The sequence below is a fragment of the Paraburkholderia sp. J67 genome (assembly GCF_905220265.1).
Taxonomy (GTDB): Bacteria; Pseudomonadota; Gammaproteobacteria; order Burkholderiales; family Burkholderiaceae; genus Paraburkholderia.
Map to the genome: position 1 here is coordinate 259,545 of NZ_CAJMZK010000006.1, position 17,878 is coordinate 277,422.

Annotated in this window: 13 protein-coding genes and 1 pseudogene; 9 read left to right on the forward strand and 5 right to left on the reverse strand. The window is 57.5% G+C overall.

Going from position 1 to position 17,878, the window contains the following annotated elements; genetic code table 11:
- Window positions 1-153 precede the first annotated feature (153 nt).
- The 5 genes and pseudogenes from U5782_RS14570 to U5782_RS14590 all read left to right on the forward strand — a co-directional run bounded on the left by U5782_RS14570 (window position 154) and on the right by U5782_RS14590 (window position 8,424).
- On the forward strand, window positions 154-1,314 hold the full coding sequence (locus tag U5782_RS14570; protein ID WP_322044531.1) for an MFS transporter: 1,161 nt from the start codon (window positions 154-156) through the stop codon (window positions 1,312-1,314).
- A 219-nt stretch (window positions 1,315-1,533) separates the two neighbouring features.
- Window positions 1,534-2,343: pseudogene (locus U5782_RS14575) on the forward strand (IS110 family transposase).
- An 818-nt stretch (window positions 2,344-3,161) separates the two neighbouring features.
- On the forward strand, window positions 3,162-5,435 hold the full coding sequence (locus U5782_RS14580) for a hypothetical protein (protein WP_322044532.1): 2,274 nt from the start codon (window positions 3,162-3,164) through the stop codon (window positions 5,433-5,435).
- On the forward strand, window positions 5,432-6,874 hold the full coding sequence (locus U5782_RS14585) for a hypothetical protein (RefSeq protein ID WP_322044533.1): 1,443 nt from the start codon (window positions 5,432-5,434) through the stop codon (window positions 6,872-6,874). Before U5782_RS14580 ends, U5782_RS14585 begins: the two co-directional genes overlap by 4 nt.
- A gap of 65 nt (window positions 6,875-6,939) precedes the next feature.
- Complete coding sequence (locus U5782_RS14590) at window positions 6,940-8,424, forward strand: hypothetical protein (protein ID WP_322044534.1); 1,485 nt, start codon at window positions 6,940-6,942, stop codon at window positions 8,422-8,424.
- 192 nt (window positions 8,425-8,616) lie between these two features.
- Here the strand turns inward: U5782_RS14590 and U5782_RS14595 are convergent, their stop codons facing one another.
- The 5 genes from U5782_RS14595 to U5782_RS14615 form a co-directional block, all read right to left on the reverse strand.
- Window positions 8,617-9,372, reverse strand: a complete 756-nt coding sequence (locus tag U5782_RS14595; RefSeq protein ID WP_322044535.1) for a DeoR/GlpR family DNA-binding transcription regulator — start codon at window positions 9,370-9,372, stop codon at window positions 8,617-8,619.
- 88 nt (window positions 9,373-9,460) lie between these two features.
- A complete protein-coding gene (locus U5782_RS14600; protein ID WP_322044536.1) occupies window positions 9,461-12,430 on the reverse strand; it encodes an EAL domain-containing protein in 2,970 nt (989 codons plus the stop codon).
- On the reverse strand, window positions 12,427-13,716 hold the full coding sequence (locus U5782_RS14605; protein ID WP_322044537.1) for an ABC transporter substrate-binding protein: 1,290 nt from the start codon (window positions 13,714-13,716) through the stop codon (window positions 12,427-12,429). Before U5782_RS14605 ends, U5782_RS14600 begins: the two co-directional genes overlap by 4 nt.
- 201 nt (window positions 13,717-13,917) lie before the next feature.
- Complete coding sequence (locus U5782_RS14610; protein WP_322044538.1) at window positions 13,918-14,676, reverse strand: hypothetical protein; 759 nt, start codon at window positions 14,674-14,676, stop codon at window positions 13,918-13,920.
- A 37-nt stretch (window positions 14,677-14,713) separates the two neighbouring features.
- Window positions 14,714-15,004: a hypothetical protein gene (locus U5782_RS14615; RefSeq protein WP_322044539.1), complete on the reverse strand. Its 291-nt coding sequence runs from the start codon at window positions 15,002-15,004 to the stop codon at window positions 14,714-14,716.
- Between the two features lie 210 nt (window positions 15,005-15,214).
- Here U5782_RS14615 and U5782_RS14620 point away from each other — a divergent pair, with 210 nt between their 5' ends.
- From U5782_RS14620 to U5782_RS14635, 4 genes are all read left to right on the forward strand, one after another.
- Window positions 15,215-16,159 (forward strand): metallophosphoesterase family protein, encoded by a 945-nt coding sequence (locus U5782_RS14620; protein ID WP_322044540.1) that lies wholly within the window; start codon window positions 15,215-15,217, stop codon window positions 16,157-16,159.
- 37 nt (window positions 16,160-16,196) lie between these two features.
- Window positions 16,197-16,544 (forward strand): cupredoxin family copper-binding protein, encoded by a 348-nt coding sequence (locus tag U5782_RS14625; RefSeq protein WP_322044541.1) that lies wholly within the window; start codon window positions 16,197-16,199, stop codon window positions 16,542-16,544.
- 670 nt (window positions 16,545-17,214) lie between these two features.
- Entirely contained in the window at window positions 17,215-17,589 is a 375-nt protein-coding gene (locus U5782_RS14630; protein ID WP_322044542.1) for a DUF4148 domain-containing protein, read from the forward strand.
- A gap of 94 nt (window positions 17,590-17,683) precedes the next feature.
- Window positions 17,684-17,833, forward strand: a complete 150-nt coding sequence (locus tag U5782_RS14635; RefSeq protein WP_322044543.1) for a hypothetical protein — start codon at window positions 17,684-17,686, stop codon at window positions 17,831-17,833.
- The last annotated feature ends 45 nt before the right edge of the window (window positions 17,834-17,878 follow it).

The following is a 17,878-nucleotide window of genomic DNA, read 5'->3' on the forward strand; positions in this document are numbered from 1 at the left end:
ATCCATATTTTTACCACCCATCTAAATTCTGGGCAGGACGGAGAAACGGTAGCAGAGGGTCAACAGAAGATAGACGGACGTCAAAGGTGGTAAATGCATTATCAATATCTCAAATAACCGCATTTTCATATTTATCTTGATAAGGAAATTTAAATGCCAATTGGACTTTTTGCCCTAGCTCTAGGTGCGTTCGGCATTGGTCTCACCGAGTTCGGTATTGTCGGACTGCTGCCCCAGGTCACCGCTGATTTTGGTGTCACCGAGCAGGTAGCCGGCTACCTGGTGTCTGGCTATGCGTTGAGCGTAGCCATAGGCGCACTAGCCCTCACTGCCTTGATGGCCAGATTTGAGCGTCGGCGCACACTGCTCATGTTGATGGGGCTCTTCATTGCCGGGAACCTGATTTCCGCCATGGCATCGAGCTACGAAACCCTGCTGGCGGGGCGGATCGTGGCAGCACTTTGTCATGGCGCCTTCTTCAGTGTCGGTGCAGTCGTTGCATCCGACATGGTCGAAGCTAACAAGAAAGCCAGTGCCATCTCATTGATGTTTGCGGGCCTTACTGTGTCCAACATACTCGGTGTTCCACTGGGCACCTTCCTGGGGCTGCAACTCGGCTGGCGGTCGACGTTCTGGGCGCTCGCGATCATCGGTGTCGTCACCATGCTAGGCATCCGCCTGTTGGTGCCTAGGCTCCTAGCTCCGACCAACAGCCTGCGAACGGAACTTGCCGTGTTTGGCCGCACGCAGGTATGGATTTCGGCATCGATCAGCATTCTTGCCTTCGGCGGCGTAATTGGAGGCTTCACTTACATAGCCTTCACCATCACCCGGGTGAGCGGCTTCGCCACAGCAACCGTGCCGTGGCTGCTCGTATTGTTCGGTGTGGGCACGTTCATTGGCAATATCGTTGGGGGCAAAGCGGCCGACCGCGCACTGAATACCTCACTGAGCGTATTTCTAGCGCTGCTCACCGTAGTGCTAATCGTGTTTGCACTCACCGCGCAAAGCAAGATTATGACGATCATCTCGCTGTTGCTGATGGGATCCATCGGGCTGGCGACGGCGCCTGGCCTGATGCTACGGATCATGAGCTTTGCCAGCGACGCTCCTACCATGGCCTCCGGCACCAACATCGCCGCATTCAATATAGGCAACGCGCTTGGCGCGTGGTTGGGCGGAATGGCCCTACAAGCCGGCTTCGGGTATGTCTCCCCGCTTTGGGCAGGGGCGGCGCTCAGTTTTGTCGGTTTGCTTATCCTCTTGGCAAATTCGCTGACAAAACCTTTAACGCGTCCTTCTGCTGCAGCGTGAAGTCAGTTGGAGATGAACGGCCAATACCTCTACATCCAGGCCGCCTGCGGCGGCCTGTGCTTCTTCTGATTCTTCCGTATGACTGGAAACGACCGAGATGGAATGGACTCCGCCCTCCCTCCGTGGAATTAAGCATGACTGAGGGCCTCCAGGAACCGAACGGCATCAATGTGCCAGAGTGGAGTTGCGACACAACCACTTAAGGAACGTAGGCCCCAGATGAATGCTACGACATACGGACTCGACATTGCAAAGCGGGTGTTCCAGCTGTACTGGGTCGACACCCAAACTGGCGAGATCGCGAATCGGAAGTTCGGACGTGACGATCTGATTACATTTCCGGCGCAACACCCCGCCGGTCGCGTTGCCCTCGAAGCATGCGTACGGTTGCCGCCAAAACAGAGGATCAGCAAGTGATGCTAAGCCTTCATCGTATGCGCTCGTTGCTCGTCAAGTTTCGAACAATGCAAAAAAATCAGCTGCGCGGGTTGCTGTATGAATTTGGCGTTACGTTTCGCGCAGGACGCGTTGCAGGGCTCGATGAGATCAGGGTGCGCATGGCTGAACTCGAAGACACGCTGCCCCGATCAATAGTTCTGAACCTCCTCGAACAGTTGCGCCGCATCAACCTGTTTGAGGAAGACATCAATCAACTCGAGAAGAGGATTGGTGCATGGCAGAGGCAGGAAGCGGCATGCCGTGCGATTTTCGAAGTACCGGGAATCGGCCGGATAACTGCAACGGCTCTTGTGGCAACAATTGAAGACGCGAAGGCATTCAAGTCAGAACGCAAGTTCGCAGCGTTTCTGGGACTCGTTCCTCGTCAGAACGGTACGGGCGGAAGGATACGGCTCGGCTCGATCTCAAAGCGCGGTGACCCATACCTGCGTACCTCATTGATACATGGGGCACGTTCTGTTCTGTGTCACACCAAAGTACCAACGGCGTGGAAAAAGGCGATTCAGGCGAGACGCCGAGCAAATGTGGCGGCGGTAGCCTTGGCAAAACAAAATGGCCAGAACCGCCTGAGCGATCCTTGCTCACGAGACTTCGTACGCAGCGAATCATGTAAGCCACAGACCCGCATAGCGGTGATGCGTCATGGAACTGGTAGGTTGCTAGTGTTGATTTCAATGTGATGGCAAAACAGGTCGGACCGCAGGAGTGCAAACCTGAACACAGCCTTGTGCCTGAAGCACGCGGCCGAGATGAGGACATTCCTGGCGCATTCCATCAGGGCTCGCGGCTTCGGCCTGCGTAAAGCCGGATATAAGACCGCAGCCGATACGTCGTTGCGGCATCACATCACGATCAACCTGGCAAACCGGGCGGTGTCCATATAAGGACGTGTAAAAACGCGAAGTTCCTCGGTTTTCGAATGTCAACTTACCTCTCCAGAATCGTCCGCAAGCTGGCAGAGCGCGATCTAAGAGGTCGGCTTTCTTGGTTGGGGTTGCCTGCTAGCATTTTTTCACTGCCTCGGTCTTATTTGCAGCAAACATGGGGTAGTTCCAGATCAAGCTGACAACTCTTAAGAGACCGCCACCCGAGATTACGAGATTTCACATCAAATTTCAAATGTCACACTATTTAACAAAAACATTATTCATCACCTAATATTAATTTAAATTAAATAAATAAAATTCACCCACAAAACAACAAACAAACTAATTGTCGATAACGTATAAATCCGCATCAAAATCTATCAATTTATATTAATCCAATAAATGCGAGAAAAATTATCCTCGGCATTTCCGTCGTCAAAGAATCGTATCGTTGGCTTTTTTCCAGGCCTCGGCAGTCGCGATGCCTACCGCAATCACAATAGCGCCCTGTTGGATAGCAGATTGCCGGAGGTACTGGAAATATATGCGGAAGCGGCTCAAGTGTATGGCTGTGCCAGCCATCAGTTGCTGATGTCCCCAGAAAACCTGCCTGCAGGACGGTTCGATCGACAAGGATTCGTTGGCGCTGCCTTTTTGGTACACAACTTGGTGCTAGATGCCTGGCTGCGGACCATTGCAGTTCAATGCAACGTGTCACTTAACTTCATAGCTTATACCGGCGAAAGCTTCGGCATCGTGGCTGCCGCAGTCGCAAGCGGTGCGCTCTCATGCGGCGACGGCGTCAGGATCGCGAGGGCCTTCACACCGCTGATATTGCAGGCTGCGGAAGGGGTGCGCTCCGATGAACCGTTTTCTCAATCCGTTGCCGTTTATCTGCCCGAGTATCTGCACGAGATGGCGCTGGTCGCGGAGCCGTTTCACGTCGTTGCACTCAAAGGAGATACCGCCGAACTTGCCAAAGCGATGGAGGGTATCAGAAAGATCTATCCGTTGGCGGATGTGGAAGTGCACAAGTTCTATTCGCGGCGGCAAACGAACATCTACGTCCGGGGTAGCATTAAGCCCGGCTTTGATCTGTTCATAAAAAATTTCCCTGCCGTCAAGATGGAGGAGTTGAAACCGCCGACCACTTTCCTGGCCCACTCCAGCCGGATGCGTTGCGTCCGCAGCGCGCTTGAACGTTTCATTGACGAAAACGGCATCGTGTTCAAGGAGCCGCACACGCCCGTTATTTCTAACCACTGCGCGTGCTCGCTCACAACCGCTGCCGGCGTGCGCACCGCCGTGCTGGCCATGACCAATGAAATCATGGCCTCCAGAACCACCGCGGAAACACTGGACTTCCTCAACCCGGATATCATCCTGGAGTTGGGCCTCGGTGGTAAATCGTTACGGTTGTTGACGGACAATAATACCGAGATACCAGCAACAGCCTGCACCGGTGCACTTGAGGAGACTGGCCTGCTGCTGCGCGCGGTCAAACTGCTCGAAGATCTGCAAGTGCAGATGATAAATCTGGATGTACCGGATGGTCGCCTGGACGCCTCGCAGTACAACTTGCTGCGGGATATGTTCCGATTGGCCTCCAGCAGTGCTTTCTGTGAGCACTACCTGTATCGCAGCATGATGGGCATCATCACCACGGAAATGCTCCATTTCAAGCGTGAGAGATCGCTCGCGTTCTACCACTTTCTGGAGATTTTCCAACATACTTGGCGACACCGCGAAAGCATCGACGTCAATCAAGGCGAACTGATACTGCAGGCGCACTTGAAGAAGCGGATAGTGGGTGTACAAGATCGGCTTGGGCACGTCTATGCCGAGTTGAAGGTCATCGACAGCACCGGTGACGTTGCCGACAAGAGCCTGAGCCACATCCAGTACCCGGAGGTGGTGGTATTTCATTTCGGATCACTGGTCGATCTGGGGCTGACCGAACTCTCCCGCAATACCCAGTTATTGCTGGACTCCCAGCCGCTAGCGCGCGATATCTACGCAGAAGTCGCGAGCATCCTCCACATTGACGACACGAGATACTTGGCGCTGACGGCGGGCGATATGTTAACGATCGAGCAGATCGCCATCAGCCGCATCGTCTACCAATGCACGCTGTTTAACGTTCTCCGTCGCTACCGACCCGCGATCTTCACCCAGCGCGACTGTTTTCTGGAAAGCAGCGACGTTATGGGCTGGCTGGTGACCCTCGTGGTTTCAGGCGCAAGCACGTTGGCGAACGTTTTGGATCTGTACTGCAACATGCTGCGAGTAGGGACCGGCAACAGCGCCATGCAGGATGCGCTGGAGCAAGTGTGCGCCGGACTCGTGGAACCGGAACTCCCTGTTATTTCGCCGGATGGCGTACCGCTCCAGGGCAGAAAGGAGTTGGAGGCTGCTACTCGCGCCCTGCTGCTTGGTGAACACCGCAAAACCTATGTGCGCCAATTGCGTCTAAACGGCAACTGCCAGATTATTTCACTGGGATCAACTCTGTCACAAGACCAAGTGAGCGCGGCACCCCACACTTCGAACGTGATCTCCGTGCTTTCTCCGGTCGATCTTTGGAAGCGGACAAACGCCTCGCTCGACAACTTTGACGCGCTTTGCATTTCGACTCTAACCGATGATAACGAGAAAGTGCAGCGTTACGCCCAGAGCCGTCGTCTCCTTAGTAGTACCGTATATGCATATGTCAACGTAGGGGAACGGATCTTGGGATTCGGCAACGGCGGCAGTGAATCCATGACGATGTTTCTCACCAAGGAGACAATTGCATGAGTACTTTCCCATCCGAAGCGACACTAGTCCCGCACCGGATTATTGTGCGCAAGATTCTGAGCGAGGCGTTGACCGCAGCACATTGGGATCAAAGTGGACAGGGAGTGATGCTCCCTCCATTTGCAAAAGCCAAGAAGCAGGCCGAGTATTTGCAAGCGCTGCCGGAATCCGTACGGCGGTACTTTCCCGAGGTATTCGCCGTTCTTGAGCGGGAAATTCCTATTCCCTCTCACTTGCAAAATGATGACAAGACGACCCACAAAGAGGTCATATATGAAATGAGTTTTGTCCCTGGCGAAGAGGTCAGCCGCTTCATCGAGAAACATTCACCGCCGCCAGCAGTCATCGCTCGCCTTTATGAGCAAATCCATTGTTTACTAGCGCAGCATGTACACAGTGTCAAACGTATCCCGGCGCCGGGCAACACGCTGAATATCTCGTATTTCCGGAAGATCGAAGACCGCCTCAACTTGTGTCGGCGTACCGCACCACGCACGTTTGACAGCAATTTAATCGACACCGAGCAAATTGTCATAAACGGTAAAAGTTATTTGAATCTTCTCGCCATCGTAAATTATTTCCGCGGACATCCGGAATTCAATGCTGTTCTAGAGCCTCGCTTCCATTCCCTCGTGATGGGAGATACGAATACTGAAAATATCAAAATATCAGACACCAGACCGCTACTGCTCGCGCAGGGTCTGATTGAGTCCAGCGCACCGGAAGCTGAAATCAATGCGGCTTTGGCAGATATCACGGCCGCATCACTCGGCATCAAATTTCTTGATCCCCGCGCCATTGGATTCAAAAGTGAGGGAAGTAATACCCGGGATGACGCCATGTACGACAACAAGCCGTGGCATAACAGCCTTGGCCATTATGACGAAATCCATTATGAGTATTTCAAACTACAGGTCTGGATAGAGGAAGGCCATGCACCGAAAGTCACCGTTTCCTTTAAAGAACAAAACCCGTTTCAAAAAGCCTACCGAGTCAGTGATCTGACCGAGTGGGGCAGAACAGTGGATCGCACTGGGCCGCCGCAGGGCATGGAGGACTATTTCAGCAAGGTCATGACTTCGGTTTTCGCGCTCGAGAACCCGGACTCACCGTATCTGCAGGACGATCCTTACTGGCTGATCCGGTTCGTCTTCGTCATGGGTACCCACTTTGCCGCCATGCCACCCTTCCACTTTCAGACCGAACGGGATGGAACGCTGAACGACACCTGGCAAACGCAGCGCCGGCCGATTGCGATCTATTGCGAAGGCGTCAAATGGCTGAACTGGGCGCTAGACATGCTCGAGGGCCGGCGTACGGAGTTCCTTGGCGTGCATGTACCGGCGTTGCCATACCCGCTTCCGGTCGCAGACGCAGCTCCTCGTACGCAAGAACTGTATGCCAACACGCCCGCAAAGCCGGAAACCGCAATGGTCTAACAGGGCTTGCGCTTGCAGTGTGATTTTAGGAATGACGCCAGGTCCCTACACAAGAAATTCGAATCATGACCAGCAATTCAATTTTTTCACCCGTAACCGGGCTGCACAATCTATCCAACGAATCCCGCATCATCACCACCCCTTGGAGCCGCATGGTGCGCGGCATCGGTCTCGGACAGTATCCGGTCGTGTATGACCCAGCTGTCGCGGCGCGGATTAGCTATGCATTTAGTTTGCTAGCGGAAAAGGTCACCGCTTCGAACGTCTACACGCAGTTCTCGCGTCTATTGACCGAGCTGATCCTGAGCGTGGTCAATCCGACCTGCTGTGTCGCCGATACCGCAGTAGAAACCGCGCTCGTCCCCATACTACGAACCATACGGACGGAGACTAATCCATATTGGCGCCTTATGGCCAGTTGCATACTGATCGATGCCGTTGCCAAGCTCGACCTTGACCGATCGCTACTAAGCAATGACCAACTGGACTTCCCGAGCGAGTTGGTTGCTATGTTGAATGAGATACAGCCGAATCAGATCAAGGATGAGAACATAGGCCGCCACGGTGATTATGAAAAGCTCTCTGCCTACACCGCTGTGTTTATCGCGCTTGGTCAGATTGGTGCGCAAAAGCAGCTGATAACCAGTGAGCGCAACTACATCCAGGAAGCGCTGGACACACTGGACCGCGTCCCCGCGCCGTTCTTCCGCGGGCGGGGCGGGTCGATGCTGTTCTCTGCAATCGCGTTGATTGGACGTGACACATTGATTTTCGACGGCAAGCGGGACTACATGCGCGAGATGCTAGAGCATTTGGACCGTGCCGACGAACTCAACATCCCGCCCGCGTTCCCGCAGCCGATGTCTCCGACGTTCTCGAAAATCTACCCGCTGCTAACGATGCTGAACGCGATCGCCATCTCCGGTCGGGCCGAGTACCTCACATATCGGAAAGACCGTCTAGCGGAAGCAAAGAAATTGCTGGCCGCGACTGGCCGGCTCGAACGCACCCATATGGGGCTGTACTACATCATGGCGCTGCACAACTTGGGCCGCCTGCACGAGCAACTACCGAACTTTGACGAATTCGTGACGAATTTTGTGAATCAGTGGCAGCAAATCGACCCGGGCAAGGATTTCTTCCTGCACGGCATCGCGTACTCCTATCTGATCGAGACGGCTGTGGTCACCGGACGGACGGATTTGATCACCGAAGAAATGCTCGTGCGACATGCTGATGCGTTTGCCGACATGATCCGCGACGATACGGAGAGAGCCAACCGTCCCTATCCATTTGCCTATGCACTCAACATGCATGGTGAAATTGGCCGCGCGGACGGTCTCTTCGTGTCCCGGGCTCGCTACCTCGGCCAGTCAGCGCTGGAGTGGATTGTGGATAATCTCTCCAAGAACGGCGTGGCGGAAGGCAGCCGGCTCTACATGCTGGATCACGCACTGATCAGTTACGCGCTCCGGCTACGCGGTAGTCAATCTACAGAGACAGAGTTGTTTAGACATTTCCGCTTCCGACTGGAGGAGCGGAAAGCGTGAGTGGTCAGCGACATTAGCATTAGTCGGGCTTCGCAGAAGAGGTTTAGTTTGTGAGCCTTCACCGCGTGGAGACGGCAGATTGGAAGTAGGATCGAGTCGGGAGGCAGAGTCAGCACGCGGGATCCGTTGCACTCCGGAGGGACGGAAAACTGGCTCTGGCGCTTACGGCGTGCGAGAACGCTCAGGGAAGCGTCAAGCCTTAACGACAGTCAGGCCAGCCTCTTCGAGCGGGCGCGTGAGCTTGACGCCCGCCGCCGCATCGACGATCAGCGTCTGCGCGAGGTCCAGCCCGCCGATGCAGTACTGCGAAGCCGTGTTGAGCTTGGACGCGCACGCGAGCACGACCGTTTCCGCCGCGCGCGCGGCGAGTGCGCGCTTCACATAGGCTTCCTCATAATCGCCGGTGCTCAGGCCAGCCGTTGCGTGCACACCGGTCACGCCCATGAAGTACAGGTCGGCGTGAATGTGGGAGAGCGCCTCGATGGCCGCCGCGCCCACGCTCACCACCGAATGCTTGTAGAGACGACCGCCGATCAATACGACTTCGACAGTGGGATGCGCGGCCAGCGCCACAGCGATGCTGGGGCTATGCGTGACGATAGTGGCCGCGAGATCGGGGGCGAGGCATTGCACCAGCAGCGCGGAGGTCGTACCGCCATCGACGATCACGACCTGGCCCGCCTCGATCATGCTCGCCGCCTTGCGCGCGACGCGCTGCTTGGCGGCTACGTCCATGTCCTCGCGCGCGGCGAGCGGTGCGATCGCAGGAGAGGCCGGCAACGCCCCGCCATGCACGCGTTGCAGACGCCCTTCCGCCGCCAGTTCGCGCAGATCGCGCCGCACGGTGTCCTCCGACACGCCGAACGCCGCGCTCAATGCGCCCGCCAGCACCTGGCCATCGCGTTCGAGGGCGTCGAGGATCGCTTTCTTTCTTTGACTTGTGAGCATGGGTGATGACGTTTCCGGGCGGCGGTGCACGAAATTTCCTGAAACTGCACGAGGCCGAACCATAGCACAGGATGCCGGGCGGCCAGGCTCACTGGCTATCGCTGACCGTCGGCACATCGGCCGCCGCTTCTCCGGTTTCTTGCCACACGCGCCGCTCGAATTGATCCGGCGGAATCGGCCGGGAATACCAGAAACCCTGAGCAAAATCGCACCCCATTGCCTTCAGGAAATCGCGCTGCTCCACCGTTTCCACCCCTTCTGCGATGACCTGGATGCCTAGCTTGTGCGCGAGCACCACCATCGCTTCGCACAGCACCTGATTGTCTTCGTCCACGCTCAGATTCTGTACAAAAGAGCGATCGATTTTCAGGTAATCGATATCGAAGCGCTTCAGATAGGCGAGCGATGAATAGCCCGTACCGAAATCGTCGATCGAGATGCCCATGCCGGCCAGACGGAAATCGAGCAGCTTTTCGTCGATATTCGATTCGGCTTGCAGCAGCAGGCCCTCGGTGATTTCGATCACGACGCTTTGCCCCTGCAGTCCAGCGCGATTGAGATAGTCGTGCCACCGCACGCCAATCGCGCTATCGAGGCGAATCTGCACCGGCGACATGTTGACGCTGATCTGGAACGACGGATCGTATTGCTCGCGCCATTGCTGTACCTGCTGGACGGCTTGTCTAAAGACCCAGTCGCCGATAGGAATGATCAGCCCCGTATCCTCGGCCAGCGGAATGAAGTCGAGCGGATTGACCATGCCGCGCTCGGGATGCAGCCAGCGAATCAGCGCCTCCGCCTTGTGAACCCGTCCTGTTTCGAGGTCGACGACCGGTTGATAGAGCACGCGAAGCTGTCCGCGCGCGAGGGCCACCCGCAGATCGCTCGTCAGCCGCAGACGTGTTTCCGCCTCCTGCTGCATATCGGGCGTGAAATAGCTAAAGCGATTGCGCCCGGCATTCTTGGCCGCATACATGGCCTGATCGGCGTTCTTGAACAGCGCGTCGAGTTCGATCGCGTCATCGGGGAAAACCGTCACGCCGATGCTCGCCGAGATATACACCTCGTCGGCGCCGAGTTTGAATGGCTCGGTCAGCTTGCGATTGATATTCCTGACGGTGAGTTCGATCGCTTCCATGTCGTCGAGCACGGGCAGGATGACCGTGAACTCGTCGCCGCCCAGACGCGCAACGGTGTCCAGGTTGCGCACGCACGCACCGATGCGCCGCCCTGCCTCGATCAGCAGAATGTCGCCCCGGTCATGCCCCAGCGAGTCGTTGACCTCCTTGAAGCGATCGAGGTCGATCAACATCAACGCCATGCGCGTTCCCGACCGGTGTGAGCGCGCGGCCTCCTCGCTCAGACGATCGAGAAACATCTGCCGGTTAGGCAGGCCCGTCAAGGCATCGAAATTGGCCTGCTTCCAGATGGTGGCTTCGAACGCCATACGGTCGGACAGGTCGCGGCCCACCGCCAGCACCGAGCAAATATCGCCATCGCGATCGATTTCCGGCGTGATGCGGATATGGGTGCATTGCTCCTTGCCATCCTTGCCGGCCCATCTTAGTTCGAACTGCGTACTATTGCCGCTCGCGATGACTTCGGCGATCCGCTTTTCATAGATCACCGCGTTAGGGCCGCCGGGAAGCTCCGAGGGCCGCTTGCCGAGCACCGTGGCCAGATCGCAGCCCGTCGACCCGCAAAAGGCCGGATTCGCGTACGTACGACGCAGCTCACGGTCGTAGCGCGTGATCGTATCGGGCGAATTGTCGATCAGGGTTCGCGCCTCGCGCTCGCGGGTCACCAGTTCCGCGGTTCGGTCAATGACGGTCTGCTCCAGCGACGCGTTGATTTCGTTGATCTTCTGGATTTTCTGACGAATGGCCGAACGCATGCGTTCGAAACGTTCGGCGAGGCGGGCCAGTTCGTCAGGACCGCCAACCGCACCTTCGGGGCCGAGGGCTTCGTCGTCGACCGCGCCGGCATCCTCGCCCGTGTCGTGCATCCTGCGCACCAGATTGTGCAGCGGCGTGGAAATGCTGGAGGAAATGAACCAGGCAAGGAAGATCGACAGCAGGAACCCGGAAATGCCGACGAGCACGATCTGGTTGCGCACGCCCTGCGCCTCCGCCGTCAAGCTGCGCTCGGCGATCGTGCTGACCACGAACCAGCTCGTGCCGGGAATTCTCGCGTAGGCGGCGAGGTAACGACCGCTCTTCGCGGCGAACGAGACGAAGCGGCTGGCATCGTCCAATGCGCCGTGGCGGGCGATATCCCTGATCAACTCCGGTTCGGGCGCCGCACCGGCATTGGGCCATGAGGCATTGCTCGCGCTATTCGGCACGATGATGACCTTGTTGTCGCTGGAGTCGACAACGTAGATCTGCGTGCCGCTACCCGAGGCGACATCATCGAAAATCGTCGAAAAATATTCAGGACGAACCACCAGCACGAGATTGCCGATCTTCGTGTTGTTGTTCCTGTCGTAGATGGCGCGCACGAGCCCCAGGTTCTGCTGCCCGACGCCATTGTCGTAACTGCCCCAGAAAGTGCGCTCATGCGCCTGTTCCGCCACGCCGACGAGCGTCGTCACGCCCGTGGTCAACTGCGCGAACGCCTGCGTGTCCAGAACCCGGTCTTTCTGGTCGAGCAAATATTTCTGGTTGATGAAATCGACCGATCCGTAGTGGTCGAGCAGCAGGCTGGCCATGTCCTGGCGCGCCTCCGCCTGTTCGCGGGCGCTGCCATTGGCGGCCCGCCCGAGTGCGCCCTGGACCCGCTCCGAGAGCACGAGAAGATTGCTTTCCGTTTCGATCTGCTGCATGCGCAGCTGGATATTCCTGGAAACCTGCCGCACCACTTCCTTGGAGAATATTTCAGCGTTCTCCTTGATGGCGGCGATCGATTTCACATAGGAAATGCAGCCCGAAATAATGATCGGCAATAACGACAACAGAATGAATGCAGCGATCAGCCGATAGCGAATCTCGACGCGACGAAGCAAATCCTGGCACAAGTAGTCGAAAGTGCGTTGCAGCCACACGGAGAGCAGGATCATTTGTAGTGCATCTTCGATTCAGTCTTGACCGATACGTCCAGGCGCTCCGCGGCTTGCCTGGGCGTCATTTTCCTGAGCAGCACATCCTGCATCAATTTATGCAGAACCTCAATGGTGTTGGACGGAAGCGACGAATAGTAAGGACTCGCTGTCACGGGCGCGCGGCTGGCGGCGTTCGTATAGTCGACGATTTCCGCGTCCGTCACGACCGTTCCCGTGCCTTGCTGAAATGGGGAAATGTTGTGACGTTTCGTCTGAAGAATCGAAAAGCCCTTGCCGGCGATGTATTCCAGAAAGCGCGTGGCGGCGGCCTTATTGGGCGTCTCGCACACCGCGAATCCCGTTTCGCTGCCGAGCACCGGCACGACCCGCTCGCCGCGTGCATTCCAGGGCGGCACGAACACGCCGACATCGAAATCGTTTCCATGCATCATGAGGCCCGCGGCCCAACTGCCCTGAAACGCCATCGCCACCCGGCCCTCCTTGAAAAGCCGGATGCCTTCGTCGTAGCCCGTCGTCATGAACGACGGCTGCGCGTAACCGCGCTCGGGGATCAACGCGATGCGCGCGAAGATATCGGCCACTTCCGGCGTATCCAGATTGAGCGTGCCGTCGGCCATCTGCTCCTTCCAGCGCGCGTCGCGCGCCACCACGTTATTGGCGAAGCCCGCGGCGAACGGCCCGTTGCCGAGCATGTTCGGAAAGCCGCCGTTCCATACGATGGGAATCATGCCCGCGCGTTTGAGCTTCGCGCAAACCGCCAGAAACGCATCGAAGTTGGTCGGCAGCGTGGTGATGCCCGCCTTGGCGAACATGGCGCGGTTGTAATAGATCATCGTCGTGGCGACGCCGCCCGAAATGCCGAACGCCGTGCCGTGGCGGCTGGTCCAGTCGCCCTTGAGCGGCTCCAGCATGTTCTTCCATGCCAACGTCTGGCTGACATCGGCGAGGACGCCCTGATCGGCCAGTTCGGCCGCGTAGGCATTGGGATTGATGCTGACGAGATCGGGCAGCGTGCCGGCCGCCACGCGCGGCTTCACGTTCTCCTCGACTGAATTGCCGATCATGAACTGGACGTTCACATGCACGTCGGGATTGAGCTTGCTGAACTCGGCGGCCATGCGCAGCATTTCCTCCGGCCAGTCCGGCGCCCAGATGAGCGCCGTAATCGTGGTCCGCACCGGTGCAGGCGCGCTGACCCCGGCCGTCTTCTGCTGATCGCACCCCAGCAGCAACAGCACGCCGATCAGACTGGATAGCAGCCAGGCAAACGGAATTCGTCGCACGTAACGCTCGCTTTTCAGTTCGGGATTAGCACACTACAGACATCAAGTGAAACGACGTCGCGCAGAACACCGCTCACGATGATAGACAAAGCCAGCGGCCAGGGACCGCTTGCATCCACGCAGGCCGCAGATTACCCAAATTGGATATCGGCAGAAACTTCGGAGGACTTGAGTGACGGTGCCAGAACCGATCGCGCCTTGTCAGGCACCCAGTGAGCGCTTGCTTAGCCTGCGACGCTCCAGGCTATTGCGCAGACGGCCCAGGATCACAGCACTGGCGATCAGGGCGAAATACAGCGTGAGCAGATCGTGACGCCAGGCATTGAGTTCCGCCTGATGGGCGACGAGTGTGGGATCGACAGCCGCGATCCGCACGCCCTTTGCCTCGACGACGCGCATCATTCTGATGAAACCCGCCGCAGACAACAGCGGCAACAGCACCATGAACGCCAGCAGCGCGGGCTTCATGCGCCGCGCCCATTCATAGTGGCGCAGCCGGAACCATAGTCCGAGGTTGCCATGAATCCAGCCGGGGGCAAGCAGCGCGAGTTGCAGACCCTGCGTGCCGCTCGTGAGCAACACGACGATGACGCGCTCGTAATCAGGCTCGAACCCGTAGAGCGTAGAAGCAAGCCGGGTCGACACCGCATGGCGCACGAGCAGCATCGGCAGGCTGAGCCCGGCCCACAGACGGACCCATTCGGCGGGCGGCAGCGACCAGTGACGCCGCCCGTAGAGCGTGTGGATCGCCAGGGCGAAGTGCAGGCAAGCGGCCCCATAAAGCGCGACCGTTCCAGGCGCGCTGCGCCACAACCGCAGGGCAAGGACGAGACCGCGCCCTGCGAGTTCGAGCGACCAGACCCCGAGCGCGTGATTGAGGAGATGCAGAAAGAGATACGTCAGCATCACCAGCCCGGAGGCGAGTTGAAGGCGGCGCAGAACGGCCTGCATAAGCGTCATCACCCCGCTCGCGGGATGGACATAGCGTCGACGCCCCTCACTTGCGACTCCGCCGAACGAGACGCGACATGCGTCGCGCCGGCGCGGCCAAGGCGCCGGTGGTTCTGGCAAGTCGACCAATACGCCGGCGCAAGCGCCCGAACATGCCGACCGCTGTGGCCTGCTGCTGGGCGCGGTCATGCCGAGGCGCGTGGGAAAGACGCAGCGATTCGGCGAAGCGCTGCAACGCCGATACCGAACCGCAGACGCTCTGATACTCCTCGCGGCCAATCCTGCCATCGAGGATGACGGTCAAGCCCGACGCGCGGGCCATTTCGATGATGTCCATTTGCCTCTCCCATCTCGGGTGCCATGCACGTCATACCGGGCGCGAGCCGCGCTTATTCCCGCGAGCGGCAAGATTCATCGGCGATCGACGGACCGAACGATAAGCGGGAATAAAACCCTGGCCGAGGCGGTATTGCACTTTATACCCCGCCCCGGAAGCACGCCGGCGCTAGCTGGCCGCAAGCTTCCCGAATCCAGTCGAGAGGACATCATGTCATCAGATCTTCCGTCCCAGCCGTCGCGCCGCAACGCACTAAAATGCCTCGCCTACGGCGGCGTGGGCACCCTGTTCATGCTGACCGGAGGCATCCTCACGCCTGTGGATCTGGCGCTCGCCCAGAGTAGCAAGGACAGCGCAACGGCTTCAGGCCTTCCGTTGTTCCTGCAAATCAGCGACTCGCATATCGGCTTCAATAAGGAAGCGAATCCGGATGTTGCGGGCACGCTCAAACAGACCATCGAACTCGTCAACGCCATGCCGGTGAAACCGGCTCTTGCGCTTCACACGGGCGATATCACGCACCTGTCGAAAGCGGCGGAATTCGATCTCGCGGCACAACTGCTGTCCGGGTTGAGCATCACGGAGTTGCATACTGTGCCTGGCGAGCATGACGTGACGGACGGACCGCAGGGCGAATACTTCAAACGCTTTGGCCAGGCGTCCGGGAACCGTGGCTATTACAGCTTCGACCACAATGGCGTGCACTTCGTGGGCCTCGTCAACGTGATGCATTTCAAGCCGAACGGACTGGGAAGTCTGGGTGAGGACCAGCTCGCGTGGCTTCAGGACGATCTGAAGGGCCGCTCGGCCAGCACGCCGATTGTCGTCTTTGCACACATGCCGATGTGGACCATTTACGAGCCGTGGGGTTGGGGCACGGGCGATGCCGGGCAGGCGATGGATTATCTGAAGCGCTTCGGCTCAGTCACCGTCATCAATGGTCATATCCATCAGATCGTTTCCAAGGTCGAAGGCAATATCACCTTTCATACCGCGCGTTCGACCGCTTATCCGCAGCCCACGGCAGGGAATGGGCCCGGGCCCGGGCCGCTGACAGTCGCGAGTGATCAGTTGCCCAAGATGCTTGGGGTCACCAGTATCAGGGTCTCGCAGCATCCGCTCGTGGCCTCGCTTTCTGATATGACGCTTGCTTGACTGCCGAATTTTGCTCTTTCTCTCGAGGAGACTTTTCATGCGTTCTTCTTTCTTTCGGCGTGCGTTTCTTTTTTCTCTTGGACGTCTGGTCGTCGTGGCCGCTTTGGGATGTGTTTTGCCTGCTGCCTATGCTCAGGATGCCAATGTCGTCGTTATCAAAAACTTCATGTTTTCGCCTATGGCGCTTACCGTTAAGGCCGGTACTACCGTCACCTGGAAAAATATGGACGGGGAACCGCATTCTGTCGTCAACGAGGCCGGTGTTTTTCACTCCGCCGCGCTCGATCAAAATGATACCTTTCAGTTTAAATTCGATAAGCCCGGGGTTTATAAGGTCTCTTGTGGGATTCATCCTTATATGAAGGCTACTATTACCGTGCAGTGAGTTTTTTTGTCGGTTTTCTTTTGGTGTTGGCATTTCCTTGTTTTCTTGTCGGTCTATTAGCGTTGCCCCTGTGCGGGGCAGCACCTACTTTTCTTTGCCGCGGCAAAGAAAAGTAGGCAAAAGAAAGCCGCTCACACCGCCAGTGTGACGCAGTCCACAACCAGCCGTACATGGGGAATGGTATAGGAGCGTCTGCCACCTCGCGCCTTCCAACGGAGTGACAAAGGACTCATTCATCCCGCTGCTCGCTCCGCGCGCAGCGGTTGGGTCTGCAAGGGAAACCCCTTGCTAAAGGCATTTTCGCGAGTTCTGGCAAACCTTCGGTTTGCCGTTATGCCCCACGGGGCGCGTAGCGCCCCCGGATGGATGACGGCTTTGTCACTTTGTTTAGTGGTGCGATGTGACGGATGCTCCTATACCTTTCCCCCTAAACGGCGGTTTGTGGACTTCGTCACACTAGCGGTTTGAGCGGCTTTCTTTTGCCTACTTTTCTTTGCCGCGGCAAAGAAAAGTAGGTGCTGCCCCGCACAGGGGCAACGCTAATAGACCGACAAGAAAACAAGGAAACGCGAAAAATCAGGAATAAAAACAGAAACCCCAATGTATACCCTAATGCGAGAAGCACGAAACCGCTCCACGCAATTCCCAGCAATCCAAATCGGAGTCTAAAATGAGCACTCGAATCAAGATTATTTCCCTGCTCCTCCTGGCTGGAACAGGAATGACCCTCACGGCACAAGCACAAGAACAAGCACTGACCCGCGCACAGGTCCGCGCCGACCTGATCAGACTAGAACAAGCGGGCTACTCGCCATCACTGAACGACGACGCCACCTACCCGGCCGCGATCCAGGCCGCCGAAGCGAAAGTATCGGCAGAGGATGCTGCACAGCAATCGGCAAGCTCACAGCAGCAAAACATGGACAGCGGCACCGGTCCCTCGATGACCGGCACGAGCGACGCTGGCCACAGCAAAAAGGGAACATCGCCCACGACGACCTGCGTAGGCCCAGCCAGCTACTGCACGATTTACTTCGGCTCCTGAGCCATTCCGGAATAAACCGCAGATCGCGAGCGTTTATCGGTTACGGGCCGCATCCAGGGTCGCATGCGGCCCCAACCACGCAGGAGAAATCGCCATGAAACCGTCCCGTTTGATATCGACCGTACTAGCGATCATCGCATTAGGTTTTGCATCGCTACCGTCCAGCGCCGGACAACCCAACAACGACATGAATTCGTCAGGCGCGAGCAGCAGCAGCACGAATGGAAGCGGCGGCGGCTACTGAGCGCCCAAACGCCGGGCGCCGCCAGAAAACGCCTGAAACATCGCG

Bases quoted from the DNA above. Each gene is read 5' to 3' on its own strand.
- U5782_RS14570 (WP_322044531.1), top strand. From the start codon at position 154: ATGCCAATTGGACTTTTTGCCCTAGCTCTAGGTGCGTTCGGCATTGGT.
- U5782_RS14585 (WP_322044533.1), top strand. From the start codon at position 5,432: ATGAGTACTTTCCCATCCGAAGCGACACTAGTCCCGCACCGGATTATT.
- U5782_RS14590 (WP_322044534.1), top strand. From the start codon at position 6,940: ATGACCAGCAATTCAATTTTTTCACCCGTAACCGGGCTGCACAATCTA.
- U5782_RS14595 (WP_322044535.1), bottom strand. From the start codon at position 9,372: ATGCTCACAAGTCAAAGAAAGAAAGCGATCCTCGACGCCCTCGAACGC.
- U5782_RS14600 (WP_322044536.1), bottom strand. From the start codon at position 12,430: ATGATCCTGCTCTCCGTGTGGCTGCAACGCACTTTCGACTACTTGTGC.
- U5782_RS14610 (WP_322044538.1), bottom strand. From the start codon at position 14,676: ATGACGCTTATGCAGGCCGTTCTGCGCCGCCTTCAACTCGCCTCCGGG.
- U5782_RS14615 (WP_322044539.1), bottom strand. From the start codon at position 15,004: ATGGACATCATCGAAATGGCCCGCGCGTCGGGCTTGACCGTCATCCTC.
- U5782_RS14620 (WP_322044540.1), top strand. From the start codon at position 15,215: ATGTCATCAGATCTTCCGTCCCAGCCGTCGCGCCGCAACGCACTAAAA.
- U5782_RS14625 (WP_322044541.1), top strand. From the start codon at position 16,197: ATGCGTTCTTCTTTCTTTCGGCGTGCGTTTCTTTTTTCTCTTGGACGT.
- U5782_RS14630 (WP_322044542.1), top strand. From the start codon at position 17,215: ATGAGCACTCGAATCAAGATTATTTCCCTGCTCCTCCTGGCTGGAACA.
- U5782_RS14635 (WP_322044543.1), top strand. From the start codon at position 17,684: ATGAAACCGTCCCGTTTGATATCGACCGTACTAGCGATCATCGCATTA.